Origin of the sequence: Mesorhizobium sp. M1169 (assembly GCF_040318345.1) — a bacterium.
Taxonomy (GTDB): domain Bacteria; phylum Pseudomonadota; class Alphaproteobacteria; order Rhizobiales; family Rhizobiaceae; genus Mesorhizobium.
This window is the reverse complement of sequence record NZ_JAMYME010000013.1, coordinates 131,815-148,996: the sequence shown is the minus strand read 5'-3', so window position 1 is coordinate 148,996 and position 17,182 is coordinate 131,815. Positions and strand designations below refer to the sequence as shown.

The following is a 17,182-nucleotide window of genomic DNA, read 5'->3' as shown; positions in this document are numbered from 1 at the left end:
ACGCGGCGTTTCGCTTGTGGAGACGTTGATAGAGATGAACAAGGTCGATCGCGACATCGCCAACCTGCCCGACACCACGGTGTCGGTGAAGGAGACATTCGGCTTCGACTCCAAGATGGTGGTGCCGGCCTATGCGGTGACGAGCGAGCATGTCCCCGACATCGACCCGGACTACCTGTTCGACAAGAACACGACCATGGCGATCCTCGCCGGCTTTGCCTACAACCGTCGGGTCATGGTGTCGGGCTATCACGGCACCGGCAAGTCGACGCATATCGAACAGGTCGCCGCCCGCCTCAACTGGCCTTGCGTGCGCGTCAACCTCGACAGCCATGTCAGCCGCATCGATCTCGTCGGCAAGGACGCCATCGTCGTCAAGGACGGGCTGCAGATCACCGAATTCCGCGACGGCATCCTGCCCTGGGCCTATCAGCACAATGTCGCGCTGTGCTTCGACGAGTACGATGCCGGCCGCCCGGACGTGATGTTCGTCATCCAGCGCGTGCTGGAATCGTCGGGCCGGCTGACGCTGCTCGACCAGAGCCGGGTCATCCGCCCGCACCCGGCCTTCCGGCTGTTTTCGACCGCCAACACGGTTGGGCTGGGCGACACCACCGGCCTCTATCATGGCACCCAGCAGATCAACCAGGCGCAGATGGACCGCTGGTCGATCGTCACCACGCTGAACTACCTGCCGCACGACAATGAAGTGAACATCGTGCTGGCCAAGGCCAAGCATTACCGCGACGGCAAGGGCAAGGAGATCGTCAACAAGATGGTGCGTGTCGCCGACATGACGCGCTCGGCCTTCATCAACGGCGATCTGTCGACGGTGATGAGCCCGCGTACGGTTATCACCTGGGCCGAGAATGCCGAGATCTTCGGCAACATCGGCATGGCGTTCCGGCTGACCTTCCTCAACAAATGCGACGAGCTCGAACGCTCGCTGGTGGCCGAGTTCTACCAACGCGCCTTTGGCGAGGATCTGCCGGAATCGGCTGCCAATGTGGTGCTGGGCTAAGCAGAGTCTCGATGGCGGGTCCGGGCGACAATACGCGAAACAAATCCAAGACCGGCGCTGAGAACGACAGCTTCAAGCGCGCCGTTACCGTCTGCATGCGCGCCATCGCCGGCGACAAGGATCTCGAGGTCGGCTTCGCCAAGGATCGGCCGGCACTGGCCGGCAGCCGCGCCCGGCTACCGGAACTGCCGAAGAAGGCATCGAAGGCGGACATCGCCATCACCCGCGGGCTCGGCGATTCCATGGCGCTGAAGCGCGCCTGCCACGATGCGCGCATCCACACCAGGCTGGCCCCGGAAGGCAAACAGGCCCGCGCCATCTATGACGCGGTAGAGCAGGCCCGGGTCGAGGCGATCGGCAGCCGCGCCATGCAGGGCGTCGCCGACAATATCGGCTCGATGCTCGAGGACAAATACGCCAGGGCCAACCTCGTCGACGTCAAGGACAAGGCCGACGCGCCGATCGAGGAAGCGCTGGCGCTGATGGTGCGCGAAAAGCTGACCGGCCGCACTGTGCCGAAGAGCGGCGAACGGCTGGTCGATCTCTGGCGCCCCTGGGTCGAGGAAAAAGCCAGTGCCGATCTGGACGGGCTGTCGGCAAAGCTCGACGACCAGCAGGCGTTCGCCCGCGTCGTGCGCGAGATGCTCGCCTCCATGGAAATGGCGGAGGAGCTCGGCGACGACCAGGAGACGGAAGACTCCGAGGACAACGACGAAAACCAGCCGCAAGGCGAGGAGCAGAGCGAGGAGGGCGGCGAAGACGATTCGGGCTCCGAGCAGTCGCAGTCCGAGGATACCGAGGCATCGTCGGACGACGAGCAATCGGCCGAGACGGAAGCCTCCGACGCCACCGCCGAGGATCTCTCCGACGATGACGACGCCGATGCGGAGACGCCCGGCGAGGCGCGCCGCAACAACAATCCCTTCACCAATCTGCCGAAAGAGATCGACTACAAGGTCTTCACCACGGCCTTCGACGAGACCGTTGGTGCGGAGGAACTGTGCGAGGAGGAGGAGCTCGACCGACTGCGCGCCTTCCTCGACAAGCAGCTCGCCAACCTTTCCGGCGTCGTCGGGCGGCTGGCCAACCGGCTGCAGCGCCGCCTGATGGCGCAGCAGAACCGCTCCTGGGATTTCGACCTCGAAGAAGGCTATCTCGATCCGGCACGGCTGGTGCGCGTCGTCATCGACCCGATGCAGCCTCTGTCCTTCAAGCAGGAGCGCGATACCAAATTCCGCGACACGGTGGTGTCGCTGGTGCTCGACAATTCGGGTTCGATGCGCGGCCGGCCGATCACGGTCGCCGCGACCTGCGCCGACATCCTGGCGCGCACGCTGGAACGCTGCGGCGTCTCGGTCGAAATCCTCGGCTTCACCACCCGCGCCTGGAAGGGCGGGCAGGCGCGCGAGAAATGGCTGAAGGAAGGCAAACCGCCGAACCCCGGCCGGCTCAACGATCTGCGCCACATCATCTACAAATCCGCCGACCATCCGTGGCGGCGGGCGCGCCGCAATCTCGGCCTGATGATGCGCGAGGGCCTGCTCAAGGAAAACATCGACGGCGAGGCGCTGCTGTGGGCGCACAACCGGCTGATCGCGCGGCCGGAGCAGCGCAAGATCCTGATGATGATCTCCGACGGGGCGCCGGTCGACGATTCGACGCTGTCGGTCAACCCCGGCAATTATCTCGAGCGGCATCTGCGGGCCATCATCGAACTCATCGAGACGCGCTCGCCGGTCGAGCTTTTGGCCATCGGCATCGGCCACGACGTCACCCGCTACTATCGCCGCGCCGTCACCATCGTCGATGCCGAAGAACTGGCCGGCGCCATGACCGAGCAGCTGGCCTCGCTGTTCGCCGAGGAAACCGTGCGCGACACGCGGCGCGGCGGCATGCGGCGCGCCGGATGATTTTTTCCCGCGGCGGCTTTTGGCAGAAGCTTTTGGCCGCCAGTGCGTTGTTAGGCATCAGTTTGGCGCCAGCTGTCGCTGCCGGCCCGGCCTCGGTCGAGCCGGCCGAAATCACGGCACGGCCGATCAGCGAATTCCACATCGGCCGGCCGGACAAACAGTTCGGGCCGCTCGAATTCATCGGCGGGCTCGAAATGACCTCGTCGACGCGCGATTTCGGCGCGCTGTCGGCACTTCGGTTCCTCGAGCCCGGCAGCGATTTCATCGGCGTCGCCGACACCGGCTTCTGGTTCTTCGGCACCCTCGTCCACGATGCCGAGAAGCGGCCTTCCGGCATCCAGAATTTTCGCATGCAGCAGATGGTCGATGCGGCCGGTCAGCCGATCGACGAGAAATGGGCGGTCGATGCCGAAGGCCTCGCGGTCAAGGACGGCATTGCCACGGTCGGTTTCGAGGGCGATCACCGTATCGCAGAGTTCAAGATCGATCCGGACGGCATGAAGGCGCCGTTCAGGCAATTGGGCTTCCTGATTCCAGCCTGGGAACTTCGCCGCAATCGCGGCTTTGAGACCGTCACCCGCGCCAACCCCAACGGGCAGCACGCGGGCGGACTGGTCGTGGTGTCGGAAAAGAGCCTCGACAAGGCCGGCAACATCTTTGCCGCGATCATCGAAGGGCCGCACAAGGGCGTCTTCACCGTCAAGCGCAATGGCGATTTCGACATCACCGACGGCGCCTTCCTGCCGGACGGCGACCTGTTGCTTCTGGAGCGCAGTTTTTCGATGGCCGGCGGCGTCAAGATGCGGCTGCGGCGCATCTATGGCGAAAGCGTCGAGAAGGGCGCCGTCGCCGACGGGCCGGTGCTGCTCGAAGCCGACATGGGCTACCAGATCGACAACATGGAAGCGCTCGACGTCTGGACCCGCGACGATGGCGCGCTGATCGTGGCGCTGATGTCCGACGACAACCACTCGATCCTGCAGCGCAATCTTTACCTGGAATTTGTGCTGCACGAGGATTGACGCGCGACCGGCCTGCTGGCTGACAGCATCGCTGGCGTTTCCGCGCCGTTTTGCAGCGCAGGCAATTTCCCCTGGCAATGACCCGCGTCGCGGGTTTTCCAGCCGGCTCTCACCATCCGAAAAAATACTTTAGTCGTGACTTGACAATTTGCGTCATCGGCGAAATACTCAAGTCCATGCTTAAGTATTCCGGGATCGACAGCATCCTGCGGGCTCTTGCCGAGCCGACGCGCCGGGCAATCCTGGAAAGGCTGAGCCGCGGGCCAGCCACCGTCAGCCAGTTGGCGGAGCCGTTCGGCATGACCTTCGCCGCCGTGCTCCAGCACCTCCAGGCGCTGGAAGCGTGCGGGCTGATCCGCAGCGAAAAGATCGGGCGCGTGCGCACCTGCCGGATCGAGCCCGGCGGGCTGGCCCCGCTTGCCGACTGGATCGCCGCGCGCCGTACGCCGGCCGAACGCCAGCTCGACCGTCTCGGCCAGATCCTGGCGGAGACTGACCAATCGAAAGCAACACTCCACGAGCAGGAAAAGGACGACAAGAAATGAACCAGATTGCCCCGGTTAACGACGAGCACTCCGTCATCCATTCGACCTTCACGATCGAGCGGACCTATCCGCAATCGCCCGAGAGCGTCTTCCTCGCCTTTGCCGACAAGGCGACGGTGCGGCGCTGGCGTGTCGAAGGCGACGGCTTCACCATCGCCGAATTCACTTTCGATTTCCGTGTCGGCGGCGGCGAGGTTTCGCGGTTCAGCTACCAGGGCGGCCCGGAAATCAGGCTCGATGCGCAGTTCCAGGACATCGTCCCTGACCGGCGCATCGTATTTTCCTACCGGATGGCGGTCGGGGCGCAGCCGCTGTCGGCGTCGCTCACCACGGTCGAGCTTGCACCTTCCGGCGAGGGCACCCGCCTGACCTATACCGAACAGGGTGCGTTCTTCGATGGCGTCGATTCAGCGCAAGGGCGCGAGGAGGGCACACGCGGGCTGCTGCAGGCGCTTGCCGCCGAGCTTCAGAAGGCGAAGTAGAGGTTCGTGGACGTACCGGGCGGCGTCAACAAGGCCGGCCCGGATTGCGAGGTGGCCTATTGCCCCTTGGTCGCGAGCCAGACGATGTGACGGGCGCCGCGCTTGCCGTGAGCCCGCACCTTGACCTCCTCGACCGTGAAGCCGCCCTGCTTGAGCCTTCGGGTGAAGCCTGCGTCAGGGCTCTGCGACCAGACCGCCAGCACACCGCCGGGCTTGAGCGCAGCGCGTGCGGCGCTGAGGCCGGCTGCGCTGTAGAGCGCATCGTTGGCCTTGTAGACGATGCCCTCGGGGCCGTTGTCGACGTCGAGCAGGATCGCGTCCCAGGCCGAAGCTTGCGATCGGATGAGCTGACCGACATCGGCCTCGCGAATGCCGACACGCCGGTCATCAAGGCAGCCGCCGAACAGCTCGGCCATCGGGCCGCGCGCCCAAATCACGACTGCCGGCACCAGTTCGGCAACGGTGACCTGCGCATCGTCGCCGAGCTCGGCCAGCGCCGCGCGCAAGGTAAAGCCCATGCCGAGGCCGCCGATCAGGATGTTCGGGGTCCGGCGGCCGGCAATCCTTTGGCAGGACAGTTTCGCCAGCGCCTCTTCGGAACCGCTGAGCCGGCTGTTCATCAGCTCGTTGGCGCCAAGCATGATCGAGAATTCGCCGCCGCGCCGCTTCAGGCGGAGTTCCTGTCCGCCGTCAGGCGTTTTTGCCGAGTCCAGTTGAAGCCAGGGGATCATGCTCGATAGTCTTTGAGCATGATCTTGTCCGAAAACCGGTTCCCACTTTTCGCTAACGCGGACCTTTGGTTCGGGATCATGCTGCCAGTGCCGGTTGGCTCCAGCGGGCGGCAAGCAGCCGGTAGGGGATCAGCGCCACCACCGCTATGACCAGCTTGACGCCGAGATCGCCGAGCGCCCAGGAAATCCAGCGCATCGTCTCGACCGGCAGCACGCCCATCAGCGGCGCGGTTTCCAGCGCAAAGCCGTCGTTGGGCCCGGCGAAGGCGAACGCCGCCGCGAAGGCGACGGTGAAAAACACCACCGTATCGAAAACGGAGCCGACCAGCGTGCCGACGATCGGCGCGCGCCACCAGCTCCGCCGGCGCAGCCGGTTGAATACGGTGACGTCGAGCAACTGCGCGGTGAGGAAGGCGGCGCCCGAGGCAGCGGCAATGCGCACCAGCCGGTCGGCGGCGGTCTCGAATTCGATCAGGCCGTGGCGAAACAGCAGCGGTGGGATGACGATCGAGCAGATCACCGCTGTCATGAAGCCGACAAAGACGATCCTGCGCGCCACCGCCGGCCCATAGCGGCGGTTGGCGAGATCGGTGACCAGGAAGGAGAACGGATAGGTGAAGGCGCCCCAGGTCAGGATGTCGGCCAGCGACAGCCCGCCGATTGCGCCTTGCATCGGGAACTGCACGAGGATGTTCGAGGCCACGACGACGAGCGCCATGGCCGCCACGAAGGGCAGGTACCGCGAGAGGAAAATCATTTTTTTATCCTGGGTAATGGAACCAGCGGAACGCGATCCGGAGTTCGGACCACGCCCTGGAAGGCGGCTGCCGCCGAAAAACTCAGGCGGCCGGCTGCTCGGCGAGCTTCTTGGCGATCTGCTTCTTCAACAGGCGGGCGCGCTGCGACAATTCCTTGGCATCGGCCTTGGCCAGGAAGGCGTCGAGGCCGCCGCGATGCTCGACCGAACGCAGCGCGTTGGCCGAAATGCGCAGGCGCACGTTCTGGTTCAGCGCTTCCGAGATCAGCGTCACATTGACGAGATTGGGCAGGAAGCGACGCTTGGTCTTGTTGTTGGCGTGGCTCACATTGTTGCCGGACATGACTGCCTTGGCAGTGAGTTCGCAGGTGCGGGACATGGTTCTAACCTTCGGTTCTCGGTCCTGGCCAAACATTCGACCCGCGCCGGGTGGCGCGCGGTTTCGGTCAGGCGGCCTTATGGAAAAAGTTGGCGTTCCATAGTTGCATTTCGCCGAGGCGTCAAGCTTGGGGTTGGTTAGTGCCAAGGGAATCAATCAAAAGATGACCGATGCCGGCGCTGCCCCTCATCCGCCTGCCGGCACCTTCTCCCCGTATAGTGACGGGGAGAAGGGGCTTGGCCGCAGGCTCGGCGCTTCTGCAACTTCGCAAATTGGCGAAACCCTTTGCAAGGCGACCTTCTCCCCGTCCCTATACGGGGAGAAGTGCCCGGCAGGGCGATGAGGGGCTGCGCAAACCTGTAGCGATTTTCCAGGTGGCCACATTTTGTTCTTGCTTTGTGCCGGCAGCTATGCTACTAATTTCGGTATGGTGCTAATTGGCTCCAACGACCCGCCCGCCGAGGCGGGTTTTTTATTTTGGCTGTCGACCAGCCCCAACGTTGCCTGCCGACGGCGCCTTTCACATTAAGGCCGGAATTCAGCCTATAAGCGGTCGCACAGGGACATGCCAGACCGGAGCCGCCCCGTCCGGTCGACAATCAAGGACCCGCCATGCCTCGTTCTTTCCTCCATGCCCTGGTCGTGCTGATGGCCGTCGCGCTTTCGACGACGGTTTCGGCCGCTGAGCCGCAATCCTTCACGGGCGAATATTCGGTGTCGTTCCTCGGCCTCTCCGTGGCCAAGGCGAAATTCTCCAGCCAGTACGAGGGTGACAGCTATTCGATCGAGGGCAGCGTTTCCGCCGCCGGGCTCGCCACTTTGTTCGACGATACGCGAGGCACGATCTCGTCGAAGGGCAAGATTTCGGGCAAGCAGTTGCAGCCGCAAGCGTTCCACGCCGACTACACGTCCGGCAAGAAGGCATCGATGATCGACATCCAGTTTGCCAACGGCGTCGTCACCTCGACCAAGGTCGTGCCTGAGCCGAAGAAGCGCAATCCCGAGAATTGGATACCGCTGGTCGGCAGCCATCTCGTATCGGTCCTCGATCCGATGGCCGCCACCGTCATCCATGCCGACAGCCTCGACCAGGTCTGCGGGCGCACGGTGAAGCTCTATGACGGCGAAATGCGTGCCGATCTGAAACTGACCTACGAGTCCAAAGGGTCGATCTCGGTGGCCGGCTACAAGGGCGATACGGTCACCTGCAGGCTGGGCTTCGAGCCGGTGGCCGGTTACCGCAAGAACCGCAAGGCGCTGAACTACCTGAAGAAACGCAGCCGCATCATGGTGACGTTTGCACCGGTCGGCCAAAGCGGCGTATATGCGCCGATCCGCGCCACGGTCAGCACGCAAATCGGCCCGTTGACGATCAGTGCGGAGCGGTTCGAAGCAAACGAATAGGCGTGACGGTGCGCCGCCAACGATGGGCAGGGGGCGACCGGTATGGCGCGCGCAACACTGATCGGCTTCTCCGCGGTCGCCATGTGGGCGCTGCTGGCGCTGCTTACGGATGCTTCGGGCGCCGTGCCGCCGTTCCTGCTTTCGGCAATCACCTTCACGATCGGCACCTGTGTCGGGCTGGTTGCCCGGCTGTTCATGCCGGCAGCTGATGGCGCCGCGAAGATACCGCGCCAGGTTTGGGCGATCGGCATTGCCGGCCTGTTCGGCTACCACTTCTTCTATTTCACCGCGCTGCGCAATGCGCCGGCCGTCGAGGCCAGCCTGATCGCCTATCTGTGGCCGCTGCTGATCGTGCTGGGGTCGGCGCTGATGCCGGGCGAGCGGCTGGCCTGGAACCACGTCGCCGGCGCGCTGCTCGGCCTTGCCGGCACGGTCCTGATCGTCACCAAGGGCGGCGGGCTTGCCTTCGATGCGCGTTATGCCTTCGGCTATGCAATGGCCGGCGTCTGCGCGGTGCTGTGGTCGTCCTATTCGCTGTTGTCGCGGCGCTTCCCGTCGGTGCCGACCAGCATCGTCACCTGGTTCTGCGCCGCCACCGCGGCACTTTCGCTGGTCTGCCATCTGTTGCTGGAAGAAACGGTGCTGCCCAACGGCGCCGGCCAGTGGCTGGCCGTGCTCGGCCTCGGTCTAATGCCGGTGGGGGCGGCGTTCTATGCCTGGGACATCGGCGTCAAGCGCGGCAACATCCAGGTGCTGGGGGCGGCGAGCTATGCCGCGCCGCTGCTGTCCACCCTGGTGCTGATCGCCGCCGGCTTCGCCGAGCCGTCATGGCGCATCCTCGCCGCCTGCGTGCTGATCACCGGCGGCGCGGCACTGGCGGCGAAATCGCTGTTCCTGCGCAAGAGGGCCACGAGCGAGGCAAACGCATGATGCCGTTTCCCGGCGGCATCGATGCCAATGCCAATGCGACGCTGGTATTTTCGCTGGCGGCGGCGGTGATTTACGCGTTCAGCCTCGGCATGCCGCCGCGCCTTTCGCGGTCGGCGGCAAGGACATTGCCGGTGGCGATGCTGGCGGTGCTGGTCGCGCAGCAGGGCGGCCCATGGCTGCTCGTCGCCGCGCTGGGCGTCAGTGCCGTCGGCGACGCCTTCCTGTCGCGCGACGGCGAGAAGGCATTTCTTGGCGGCACGGCCAGTTTTCTTGCCGCGCATGTGCTTTACGTCGTGCTGTTCCTGCGCGCCGGCAGCGGCCTCGGGCTGCTCTCGGCCGAACCGTGGCGAGGAATTATTGCCCTGGCGATGGCCGTGTTGGCGCTGGCGATGATTTTCGCGCTCTGGCGCCGCACCGGCCCGGCCTTGCGTTTGCCGATTGGCATCCATGCCGCGGCGCTGCTTGGCATGGGCATTGCGGCGCTCACCCTGAACAGCGTCTGGGTCGTCGGCGGCGTCATCCTGCTCATGCTGTCCGACGGGCTGCACGCCGCGGAAAAGTTCCTGCTGCCCGCCATCTCGGCGCACCGCATTTGGGTGCGCCATGGGGTCTGGGCGCTGTATTATGCCGGCCAGCTGGCGATCACGCTGGGTTTGCTGCTGGGCTAGGTGCCTAGGGCGTTCCCGGCAGCCAGCCTGGTTCGGCGAGTTCGAAGGCGGAGAAATCGAAACCCGGCGCCACGGTGCAGCCGACCAGGGTCCATTCGCCGAGGCTGCGTGCCGACTGCCACCAGCCTGCCGGCACGACGATCTGCGGCCGCTCGCCCGCGGCAAGCGCCGTACCGAGGACCTCCTCGATGACGGGACCGCCTTCTCGGTGTATCGACAGCGCCAGCGGCGCACCGTCATAGAAATGCCAGACCTCGGCCGCGTCCTTGACCCGGTGCCAGGCCGACAATTGGTCCTTCTCGAGGAGGAAATAGATCGCCGTCGAATGCCCGCGCGTGCCTGCCGTGCCGTCGCGAAAGGTCTCGGCATACCAGCCGCCTTCCGGATGCGGCTTCAGGCCGAGCAGGGCGATGATTTCGGCGGAACTGGTCATGACCCTAGCTCCTGGCGCCGCTCAGAAATTGTCCTTGCGCTTGCGGATCTCGGCGAACACTTCGGCGTCGGAGGCCTTCTCCAGGCCGAGATGCCTGCGGATCGCCGGATCGTGCCAGCGCAGGAACGGATTGGTCGACAGTTCCTCGCCGATCGTCGTCGGCAGCGTCGGCTTGCCGTCGGCGCGCAGCGCCTCGACCTTGGCGGCACGCTCTTTCAGCGCCGAATTGGTCGGGTCGACGGTGAGCGCGAAACGGGCATTGGCCAGCGTATACTCATGGCCGCAATAGACGACCGTCTCGGCCGGCAGCGCCGCGAGCTTCTTCAGGGATTCGTACATCACCGGCGGCTTGCATTCGAGCAGCCGCCCACAGCCGAGCGCAAACAGCGTGTCGGCGGCGAATGCCACTTTCGACGCCGGCAGATGATAGGTGACATGGCCGGCGGTATGGCCGGGTGTGGCGATGACCTCGATCCGCTCGTCGCCGAGATGGACGACCGAGCCTTGCTCGACAGTTTCGTCGATGCCGGGAATCTTTGCCTTTTCGGCTTCCGGCCCGACAATGCGCAGCTTGAAGCGCTCCTTCAGCGCCAGATTGGCCTCGACGTGGTCGAGATGGTGGTGAGTGGTCAGGATCATCGTCGGGGTCCAGCCGGTGCGCTTGATCGCCGCCAGGATGGGCGCCTCCTCGGGCGCATCGATGAGCGCCGTCTGACCGCTTTTCGGGTCATGCACCAGCACGCCGAAATTGTCGCTGCGGCACATGAATTGTTCGATCTCGACCGGCATCGCATCTCTCCCTTTATTGCCGCAGACATAGGGCGCCCGCCAGCCGATGTCATCTGCCTTTGTTGAACTTGGACTGCTTCGAAGCTACCGTTCCGCGCATGCATTCAGACATTGTCGATCTCCGTTCGTTTTATTCAACCACGCTCGGCCGCCTGGCCGAACGCTCGATCACCATGGCGCTGTCCTCGATATGGGCCGTCGTGCCCAACGAGCGGCTGGTCGGCCTCGGCTACACCTTGCCGTGGCTGGAACGCTTCGGCAGCGATGCCGAGCGTGTCTTTGCCTTCATGCCGGCAACACAGGGCGCGGTGGTCTGGCCGGCGACCGGGCCGACGGCGACCGCGCTGGTCTTCGATGAGGAACTGCCGCTGGTCGATTCCTGCATCGACCGCATGCTGCTCGTCCATTCGCTCGAACATGTCGAGAACCCGCGCGAGACGCTGAACGAGATCTGGCGGGTGCTGTCGCCGGCCGGCCGTGTCGTCATCGTCGTGCCCAACCGGCGCGGTGTCTGGGCACGCTTCGAGCATACGCCTTTCGGCAATGGCCGACCGTTCTCGCGCGGCCAGCTGACCGAATTGCTGCGCGAAGCGAATTTCACGCCGGCGGCGTGGTCCGATGCGCTGTTCTTCCCGCCGTCGCCGCGACGTTTCATGATGCAGTTCCATAATGTGCTGGAACGCGCCGGCCGGCGCTTCTGGCCGATCTTTTCGGGCGTTATCGTCGTCGAGGCGCAGAAGCGGCTCTATCAAGGCGTGCCGGTTGCCCAGCGCGCGTCCCGCCGCGTCTTCGTGCCGGTTCTCTCGCCGCATGGCGCGCCGACGCTTGGCCGGCTGTCGCGGGCCGAACACCCGGCACCGCCAGGATGACGCGTTCGTGATCCGAGACGTGCTTTTTCACGCCTATCTGACGATATCAGGTTTGCTGTCCGATTGAAGGCCGTGCGGCCGATCCCTATGACCGGTTTGGCATTGCTCCGAATGCAAGGATTTAACCGATGGATGATCGTCCGGATGTCGAGGCCAGCGCCCAGAAGCTTGCCACGTCGATCGAAGCCAGCAGCCTGCGTGAGCAGCTGGCAACAATCAAGATAGCGCTGACCAGCTCGCCGGTGCGAAAACAATTGCTTTGGGCAGCGATCGGCATCGTCGCCGTCATCGTGGCGAGCTCGATCGGGCAGGTTCTGCTCAATCGCTGGAACCAGCCTTTCTACGACGCGCTGGCGCGGCGCGACATGCCGGCTTTCCTGCATCAGCTTCTGGTCTTTGCCGGCATCGCCGGCGGGCTTGTGGTGCTCAATGTCGGCCAGACCTGGCTCGACCAGATGCTCCGCCTGAAGCTGCGCGAGGCGCTGACGCTCGACCTGATCGACGAATGGATGCGGCCGGCGCGTGCCTTCCGGCTGACCCATGCCGGCGCCATCGGCGTCAATCCCGACCAGCGCCTGCAGCAGGATGCCGGGCATCTCTCCGATCTTTCCACCGGTCTTGGCATCGGCCTACTGCAGTCCTGCATCCTGCTTGCCTCGTTCGTTGGGGTCCTGTGGTCGCTGTCCTCCGGCTTCGTCTTCCACATAGGCGGCCATTCGCTGGCCATACCCGGCTACATGGTCTGGGCGGCGATCCTTTATGCCGGCACCGCCTCCTGGTTGAGCTGGCTGGTCGGGCGACCGTTGATCCGCTTCAACAACGATCGCTATACGCGTGAAGCGGAGCTGCGCTCCTCGGTGGTTCGCGTCAACGAGAATGTCGATGCCATCGCGCTGGCGCATGGCGAGGCCGATGCCAGGCGCCGGCTCGAATTCGATCTCGGCATGGTGCTGGGCGCCATGCGGCGCATCTACAGCGCCCAGATCAATCTTTCCTGGGTTACCGACACCTATGGCTGGATCACTGTCGTCGCGCCGATCCTAGTCGCCTCACCGGTCTATTTCGCCGGCGATATCAGCTTTGGCGGCTTGATGATGGCAGTCGGCGCTTTCAACCAGGTCCATTCGTCGCTGCGCTGGTTCATCAACAATATCGGCGGCATCGCCGATTGGCGCGCTACGCTGATGCGGGTCGCCGACTTCCGCATCGCGCTTGCCGATACCGACGCGCTGCACCATACGGAAAGGCGCATTTCGTTCGGCGAAAACCCGGACGGCAGCCTGACCTTCGAGAAACTCGAGGTCGCCTCGCCGGAGGGATGCACCAAGCTTGCCGAGCCGCATGTCGAAATCCGCGCCGGCGACCGGGTCATGATCACCGGAGATCCGGGCGCCGGCAAGACGCTGTTCTTCCGGGCCATTGCCGGTCTGTGGCCATGGGGCAGCGGACGGATCGGCATGCCGGCCGGAGAAGCGCCGATCTTTGTTCCGCGTACCCCCTATTTCCCGCTCGGCAAGCTGCGCGAGGTGCTCAACCATTCAGACGGCGCGGCGGAGGCGAGCGATGCCGAGATCTCGGAGGTGCTGGCCGATGTCGGGCTGCAACGCCTGTCGTCCTCGCTCGATCGCTCGGCGCGCTGGGAGCGTGAGCTCAGCGACGACGAGCAACGTCTGCTGGCCTTTGCCAGGCTGGCCTTGCGACGGCCGAAATGGGTGATCATCGACGAGGCGCTGGACGCGTTCGACGGCCCAACGCTGAGACAAGTGCTGTCGATGCTGGAGAAGCGCCTTCCCGACGCCGCGATCCTCAATATCGGCCGCGGCCAGCACAATGGCCGCTTCTTCCGGCGGGCGTTGACCATCGTCAAGGATGCCGGCCAACCGCCACTCAAGCCGGCCCGTATCAGGGCAGGTGCCATCGAACCGCCCCCGGCGATCGCCTCGACCGGCCGAAAGAAATAGAAGGCAAGCTTTATTTCGCCGCGATCGCGGCGAAAAACTGTCGCGATCGTTTCAGATGGGAACGTTCCGATCGGCCATGCTTGACGCTCTCGCCCTGCTCGCCTGCCTTGCCTGCACCCCGGCGGCACCTGCGGCCGCGCCGGCCAATGCAATTGCCGTCGATGTCGAGCTGGTGCTGGCCGTCGACATCTCGCAGTCGATGGATGAAAGGGAGTTTGCCCTGCAGCGCGCCGGCTATGTCGCGGCGCTGCGCCACCCCGACTTCATCAACGCCGTGCGCGCCGGCACCTTCGGCCGCATCGCCATCGCCTATTTCGAATGGGCCGGCACCATCCGCGACGATGCGGTCATTGCCTGGCAGATCGTCGACAGCAAGGAGAGCGCCAACGCTTTCGCCGACAAGATCGCGGCCCGCCCGTTCAGGAGCTTTCGCGGCACCTCGATTTCCGGTGCTGTGGCTTTCGGCGCCGAGCTTTTCAACGGCACGGCCTTCACCGGCAAACGCCGCGTCATCGACGTCTCGGGGGACGGCCCAAACAACACCGGCTTGCCGGTCACAACGGCACGCGATGCGGCGCTGGCGAAGGGCATCGTCATCAACGGGCTGCCGATCCTGATCAGCCCGTCACCCACTTTCAGCCATCTCGACCGGTATTATGCCGAATGCGTTACCGGCGGGCCGGGCTCGTTCGTGCTGCCGATCTATGCTGCTTCCGAATTCGCCACCGCCACTCGCCGCAAACTGATCCTCGAGGTCAGCGGCATCGAGTATCCCAAGGTGGATCCGAGGACGATCCGCATCGACGCACCGATCGACTGCCTGCAAGGTGAGCGCGACCGAAGGTTTTTCTCGGACCCCTATTTCCCGGAACTTGACCGATAAGGCTGGCCCAGGGGTAAGCTAGGCTGGTGGCAGGCCGAAGGCCGGGAACAGAGATGGCCCGAGCGGCCCTATGAAGATCGTCAAGAAAGCGATCCCGCCCTCGGCTGCGTCGAACACATGCAGGGAATGGGCCCGCCATTCAGGGCCATCGTGGCTGCGGGAATAAACCCCGACCGCCGGCTGGGCATTGGCGCGGGTGGCCAGTGTGCGGAAGCCGCCAAACTTAGGCCAGACGGTCTCGAAGAAACCGCGGATCGCTTCGCGGCCTTGATACCATTCACGCCAAGGCGGCATGGTGTAGATGGCGTCCTCACGCAGCAGCTCGATCAAGCTGTCGAGATTGGCGGCCTGCCAGGCCTGCATGTAGCGTTCGAGCAGCAGGCCTTCTTCGGGGCTGGGCCGTGATCGGCTGGCCGGCCGTCCCTGAGGATAGCGCGCCGCCAGCGTTGCGCGGGCCCGTTGCAACGCGCTGTTGATCGAAGCCGTCGATCCGCCCAGCAAACGCGCCGTCTCGACAGCCGACCATCCGAGGACGTCGGCAAGCAGCAGCGCGGCGCGCTGCCTGGGCGGCAGATCCTGGATCGCCGCGACGAAGGCGAGCTGGACGGCCTCGCGGCTCTCGTAACGGGCTTCCGGACCTGGCTCGCTGCCGGCAACGTCTGGAAGCTCGGCGTCGGGGTAGGGCTCCAGCCAGGCGATGTCGGCTACAGGCCCGCCTATGGCCGCCCCGTGCGAGGGCTGCCGTCCGGGTTCCCGGAGAATGCGACGCGCCCTCGACCTCGCCTTGATGGCGTTGAGGCAAGCGTTGGTCGCGATCATGTAGAGCCAACCGCGAACCGAACCTCGCCCGTCGAACTCCGATCTTGCGCGCCAGGCGCGAAGCAACGTGTCCTGGACGAGGTCGTCGGCCTCGTGCAGCGAACCCATCATGCGATAACAATGCAGCTTGAGCTCGCGGCGATGCGCGGCCGTGACCTTCTCGAAGGCCAGCCGATCGAGGATCGGCTGGCGTGATGGTTGCAGAGGTGGTTGACCGTTTGTCATGTGGCTTCTGCGGTTACGAGCGAGCGTTGCATTACGCGCCCCTCAGGCGGCCGGGGCAAGCCCGCTACCGCTCACCATGAAGGAACTGCCTTGCGGCCGGCCGGTGGCGAGTGCGACCACCGCCCGTCCGACATCGGCCGGCGTTTGCATGTCGGTCATGGCGGCGATGAAGTCCGCCGGCTGGATGCCCATATAGGCCGCTATGCTGTCGACGCCGGCTTTGCCCACGCCGGTTTCCGGCATGATGCGCATCGGCGCGAGCGCCATGAAGCGCAGGCCGAGGCCAAGCCGGTCGGCCTCCTTCTGGCTATGACCGGCCAGGAACATCTGCATGCGTTTTGCGCCAGCATAGCCGCCGGCGTTCGGTGGTCCGCCGGTCAAGGCCGCGCCGCTGGAGATCAGAACGATCCGGGTCCCCGGCTTGAGCGGACGCCGCAGAGCGGCCCGGCAAAACAGGAACGACGCCTTGACGTCCGTGTCCCAATTTGCCGAGAACGCCTTCCAGTTCTGTTCATGCACCGGCGCAGAAGGCGCCAGCGCACCTGCGCAGATCACCAGTACGTCCGGCTCAAGCGCGGCGAAGACCTTATCCGGGGCGGAGTCCATCGTAGCATCGGCCGCGAGCGTCTTCACGCCCGAGACCTCCCAGGCAAATTGCGCCAGGGCCTGTTTTCCGCGGGCGACGGCCAGCACCGTCGCTTTCTCCTTGAGGGCGGCCTCCGCGATGGAGCGGCCGACACCACGGCTGCCTCCGACGACGACGACATTCTGATTTTGCAACGATCCCATGGATCACCTCTCTATTCCCGGCCGCCGGACCATCCAGGCGCGCTCATCGATAAGGACAGCGCAGGTGGGTGGAAATCATCGGTGCCAGGCGGAAATATCTTTCAGCTGACGGCAGCGGCGCGTCGGTTTGTATTCAGTGTCATTACCTCGGGGGTAATCGACCTGTGCGCGACGTCTCGGCAAACTGCTCCCATCAAGCCGGTTGTCCGGCCTTCGACCACAAGGAGTTACGCCATGACCGCCTACGCCGTCGCCCATATGCGCCAGGTCACGCCGGGACCGCAGATCGTCGAGTACCTGCACAAGATCGATGCCACGCTGGAACCGTTTGGCGGCCGCTTCGTGGTGCACGGAGGCGAGGTGGAAGTCGTTGAAAACACCTGGCCGGGCTATCTCATAGTCATCGAGTTTCCCAACCGGCAGCAGGCACGTGCATGGTACGACTCGCCCGCCTATCAGGAGATATTGCCGCTGCGTACCGGCAATTCCCGGTCCGACGTGGTCTTCGTTGATGGCGTCCAGCACCCGCACAAGGCCACGGACGTGCTTGAATAGAGGGAATGAT

19 protein-coding genes are annotated in these 17,182 nt (G+C 64.6%); 12 read left to right on the top strand and 7 right to left on the bottom strand.

The genetic code is table 11. The features are described from left to right. Positions 1-34 precede the first annotated feature (34 nt). The 5 genes from cobS (at position 35) to NKH41_RS15915 (ending at position 4,980) form a co-directional block, all read left to right on the top strand. Positions 35-1,021, top strand: a complete 987-nt coding sequence (gene cobS, locus NKH41_RS15935) for a cobaltochelatase subunit CobS (RefSeq protein ID WP_352451201.1) — start codon at positions 35-37, stop codon at positions 1,019-1,021. Between the two features lie 11 nt (positions 1,022-1,032). After that, positions 1,033-2,931, top strand: coding sequence for a cobaltochelatase subunit CobT (gene cobT, locus NKH41_RS15930; protein WP_352770020.1), 1,899 nt, complete (start codon positions 1,033-1,035; stop codon positions 2,929-2,931). Continuing rightward, positions 2,928-3,953 (top strand): esterase-like activity of phytase family protein, encoded by a 1,026-nt coding sequence (locus tag NKH41_RS15925; protein ID WP_352770018.1) that lies wholly within the window; start codon positions 2,928-2,930, stop codon positions 3,951-3,953. Before cobT ends, NKH41_RS15925 begins: the two co-directional genes overlap by 4 nt. A 176-nt stretch (positions 3,954-4,129) precedes the next feature. Next, complete coding sequence (locus NKH41_RS15920; RefSeq protein WP_352770015.1) at positions 4,130-4,498, top strand: ArsR/SmtB family transcription factor; 369 nt, start codon at positions 4,130-4,132, stop codon at positions 4,496-4,498. Next, positions 4,495-4,980, top strand: a complete 486-nt coding sequence (locus NKH41_RS15915; protein ID WP_352770013.1) for an SRPBCC family protein — start codon at positions 4,495-4,497, stop codon at positions 4,978-4,980. The genes NKH41_RS15920 and NKH41_RS15915 overlap by 4 nt, the downstream gene beginning before the upstream one ends. 56 nt (positions 4,981-5,036) lie before the next feature. Here NKH41_RS15915 and NKH41_RS15910 read toward each other — a convergent pair whose 3' ends face one another. From NKH41_RS15910 to rpmB, 3 genes are all read right to left on the bottom strand, one after another. Beyond that, on the bottom strand, positions 5,037-5,711 hold the full coding sequence (locus NKH41_RS15910) for a spermidine synthase family protein (RefSeq protein WP_352770010.1): 675 nt from the start codon (positions 5,709-5,711) through the stop codon (positions 5,037-5,039). Positions 5,712-5,787: 76 nt separating this feature from the next. Next, on the bottom strand, positions 5,788-6,468 hold the full coding sequence (locus tag NKH41_RS15905) for a queuosine precursor transporter (protein WP_352770007.1): 681 nt from the start codon (positions 6,466-6,468) through the stop codon (positions 5,788-5,790). An 82-nt stretch (positions 6,469-6,550) separates the two neighbouring features. Continuing rightward, complete coding sequence (rpmB, locus tag NKH41_RS15900) at positions 6,551-6,847, bottom strand: 50S ribosomal protein L28 (protein WP_006328411.1); 297 nt, start codon at positions 6,845-6,847, stop codon at positions 6,551-6,553. 612 nt (positions 6,848-7,459) lie between these two features. On the opposite strand from rpmB, the gene NKH41_RS15895 reads away from it, so the two are divergent. From NKH41_RS15895 to NKH41_RS15885, 3 genes are read left to right on the top strand one after another with little or no spacing between them, the layout of a single operon-like run. Continuing rightward, a complete protein-coding gene (locus NKH41_RS15895) occupies positions 7,460-8,251 on the top strand; it encodes a DUF3108 domain-containing protein (protein WP_352616079.1) in 792 nt (263 codons plus the stop codon). A gap of 42 nt (positions 8,252-8,293) precedes the next feature. Next, positions 8,294-9,181, top strand: a complete 888-nt coding sequence (gene yddG / locus NKH41_RS15890) for an aromatic amino acid exporter YddG (protein ID WP_352683104.1) — start codon at positions 8,294-8,296, stop codon at positions 9,179-9,181. Further along, on the top strand, positions 9,178-9,849 hold the full coding sequence (locus NKH41_RS15885; protein ID WP_352683102.1) for a lysoplasmalogenase family protein: 672 nt from the start codon (positions 9,178-9,180) through the stop codon (positions 9,847-9,849). Before yddG ends, NKH41_RS15885 begins: the two co-directional genes overlap by 4 nt. 4 nt (positions 9,850-9,853) lie before the next feature. Here NKH41_RS15885 and NKH41_RS15880 read toward each other — a convergent pair whose 3' ends face one another. Further along, positions 9,854-10,282, bottom strand: coding sequence for a cupin domain-containing protein (locus NKH41_RS15880; protein ID WP_352616071.1), 429 nt, complete (start codon positions 10,280-10,282; stop codon positions 9,854-9,856). 21 nt (positions 10,283-10,303) lie between these two features. Then, on the bottom strand, positions 10,304-11,071 hold the full coding sequence (gloB, locus tag NKH41_RS15875; RefSeq protein ID WP_352471442.1) for a hydroxyacylglutathione hydrolase: 768 nt from the start codon (positions 11,069-11,071) through the stop codon (positions 10,304-10,306). 98 nt (positions 11,072-11,169) lie between these two features. Between gloB and NKH41_RS15870 the strand changes: the two genes are divergently transcribed. The 3 genes from NKH41_RS15870 to NKH41_RS15860 all read left to right on the top strand — a co-directional run bounded on the left by NKH41_RS15870 (position 11,170) and on the right by NKH41_RS15860 (position 14,784). Continuing rightward, positions 11,170-11,940: a class I SAM-dependent methyltransferase gene (locus NKH41_RS15870; protein ID WP_352451212.1), complete on the top strand. Its 771-nt coding sequence runs from the start codon at positions 11,170-11,172 to the stop codon at positions 11,938-11,940. A gap of 128 nt (positions 11,941-12,068) precedes the next feature. Continuing rightward, complete coding sequence (locus tag NKH41_RS15865) at positions 12,069-13,901, top strand: ABC transporter ATP-binding protein/permease (protein ID WP_352683100.1); 1,833 nt, start codon at positions 12,069-12,071, stop codon at positions 13,899-13,901. 76 nt (positions 13,902-13,977) lie between these two features. Continuing rightward, positions 13,978-14,784: a DUF1194 domain-containing protein gene (locus tag NKH41_RS15860; protein WP_352683098.1), complete on the top strand. Its 807-nt coding sequence runs from the start codon at positions 13,978-13,980 to the stop codon at positions 14,782-14,784. A gap of 18 nt (positions 14,785-14,802) precedes the next feature. Here the strand turns inward: NKH41_RS15860 and NKH41_RS15855 are convergent, their stop codons facing one another. Then, positions 14,803-15,828, bottom strand: coding sequence for an RNA polymerase subunit sigma-70 (locus tag NKH41_RS15855; protein WP_352770001.1), 1,026 nt, complete (start codon positions 15,826-15,828; stop codon positions 14,803-14,805). 42 nt (positions 15,829-15,870) lie between these two features. Further along, positions 15,871-16,617 carry an SDR family NAD(P)-dependent oxidoreductase gene (locus NKH41_RS15850; protein ID WP_352540205.1) on the bottom strand — a complete coding sequence of 249 codons (747 nt, stop codon included), beginning with the start codon at positions 16,615-16,617 and terminating at the stop codon, positions 15,871-15,873. 234 nt (positions 16,618-16,851) lie between these two features. On the opposite strand from NKH41_RS15850, the gene NKH41_RS15845 reads away from it, so the two are divergent. After that, positions 16,852-17,172, top strand: coding sequence for a DUF1330 domain-containing protein (locus tag NKH41_RS15845; protein ID WP_352540204.1), 321 nt, complete (start codon positions 16,852-16,854; stop codon positions 17,170-17,172). Positions 17,173-17,182: the final 10 nt, after the last annotated feature.

Coding starts and splice junctions, on each gene's coding strand:
- NKH41_RS15880 (WP_352616071.1), bottom strand. CDS start 10,282: ATGACCAGTTCCGCCGAAATCATCGCCCTGCTCGGCCTGAAGCCGCAT.
- NKH41_RS15905 (WP_352770007.1), bottom strand. CDS start 6,468: ATGATTTTCCTCTCGCGGTACCTGCCCTTCGTGGCGGCCATGGCGCTC.
- NKH41_RS15860 (WP_352683098.1), top strand. CDS start 13,978: ATGCTTGACGCTCTCGCCCTGCTCGCCTGCCTTGCCTGCACCCCGGCG.
- NKH41_RS15915 (WP_352770013.1), top strand. CDS start 4,495: ATGAACCAGATTGCCCCGGTTAACGACGAGCACTCCGTCATCCATTCG.
- NKH41_RS15855 (WP_352770001.1), bottom strand. CDS start 15,828: ATGACAAACGGTCAACCACCTCTGCAACCATCACGCCAGCCGATCCTC.
- NKH41_RS15885 (WP_352683102.1), top strand. CDS start 9,178: ATGATGCCGTTTCCCGGCGGCATCGATGCCAATGCCAATGCGACGCTG.
- NKH41_RS15870 (WP_352451212.1), top strand. CDS start 11,170: ATGCATTCAGACATTGTCGATCTCCGTTCGTTTTATTCAACCACGCTC.
- NKH41_RS15925 (WP_352770018.1), top strand. CDS start 2,928: ATGATTTTTTCCCGCGGCGGCTTTTGGCAGAAGCTTTTGGCCGCCAGT.
- NKH41_RS15910 (WP_352770010.1), bottom strand. CDS start 5,711: ATGATCCCCTGGCTTCAACTGGACTCGGCAAAAACGCCTGACGGCGGA.
- gloB (WP_352471442.1), bottom strand. CDS start 11,071: ATGCCGGTCGAGATCGAACAATTCATGTGCCGCAGCGACAATTTCGGC.
- NKH41_RS15850 (WP_352540205.1), bottom strand. CDS start 16,617: ATGGGATCGTTGCAAAATCAGAATGTCGTCGTCGTCGGAGGCAGCCGT.
- rpmB (WP_006328411.1), bottom strand. CDS start 6,847: ATGTCCCGCACCTGCGAACTCACTGCCAAGGCAGTCATGTCCGGCAAC.
- NKH41_RS15895 (WP_352616079.1), top strand. CDS start 7,460: ATGCCTCGTTCTTTCCTCCATGCCCTGGTCGTGCTGATGGCCGTCGCG.
- NKH41_RS15920 (WP_352770015.1), top strand. CDS start 4,130: ATGCTTAAGTATTCCGGGATCGACAGCATCCTGCGGGCTCTTGCCGAG.
- cobS (WP_352451201.1), top strand. CDS start 35: ATGAACAAGGTCGATCGCGACATCGCCAACCTGCCCGACACCACGGTG.
- cobT (WP_352770020.1), top strand. CDS start 1,033: ATGGCGGGTCCGGGCGACAATACGCGAAACAAATCCAAGACCGGCGCT.
- NKH41_RS15865 (WP_352683100.1), top strand. CDS start 12,069: ATGGATGATCGTCCGGATGTCGAGGCCAGCGCCCAGAAGCTTGCCACG.
- NKH41_RS15845 (WP_352540204.1), top strand. CDS start 16,852: ATGACCGCCTACGCCGTCGCCCATATGCGCCAGGTCACGCCGGGACCG.
- yddG (WP_352683104.1), top strand. CDS start 8,294: ATGGCGCGCGCAACACTGATCGGCTTCTCCGCGGTCGCCATGTGGGCG.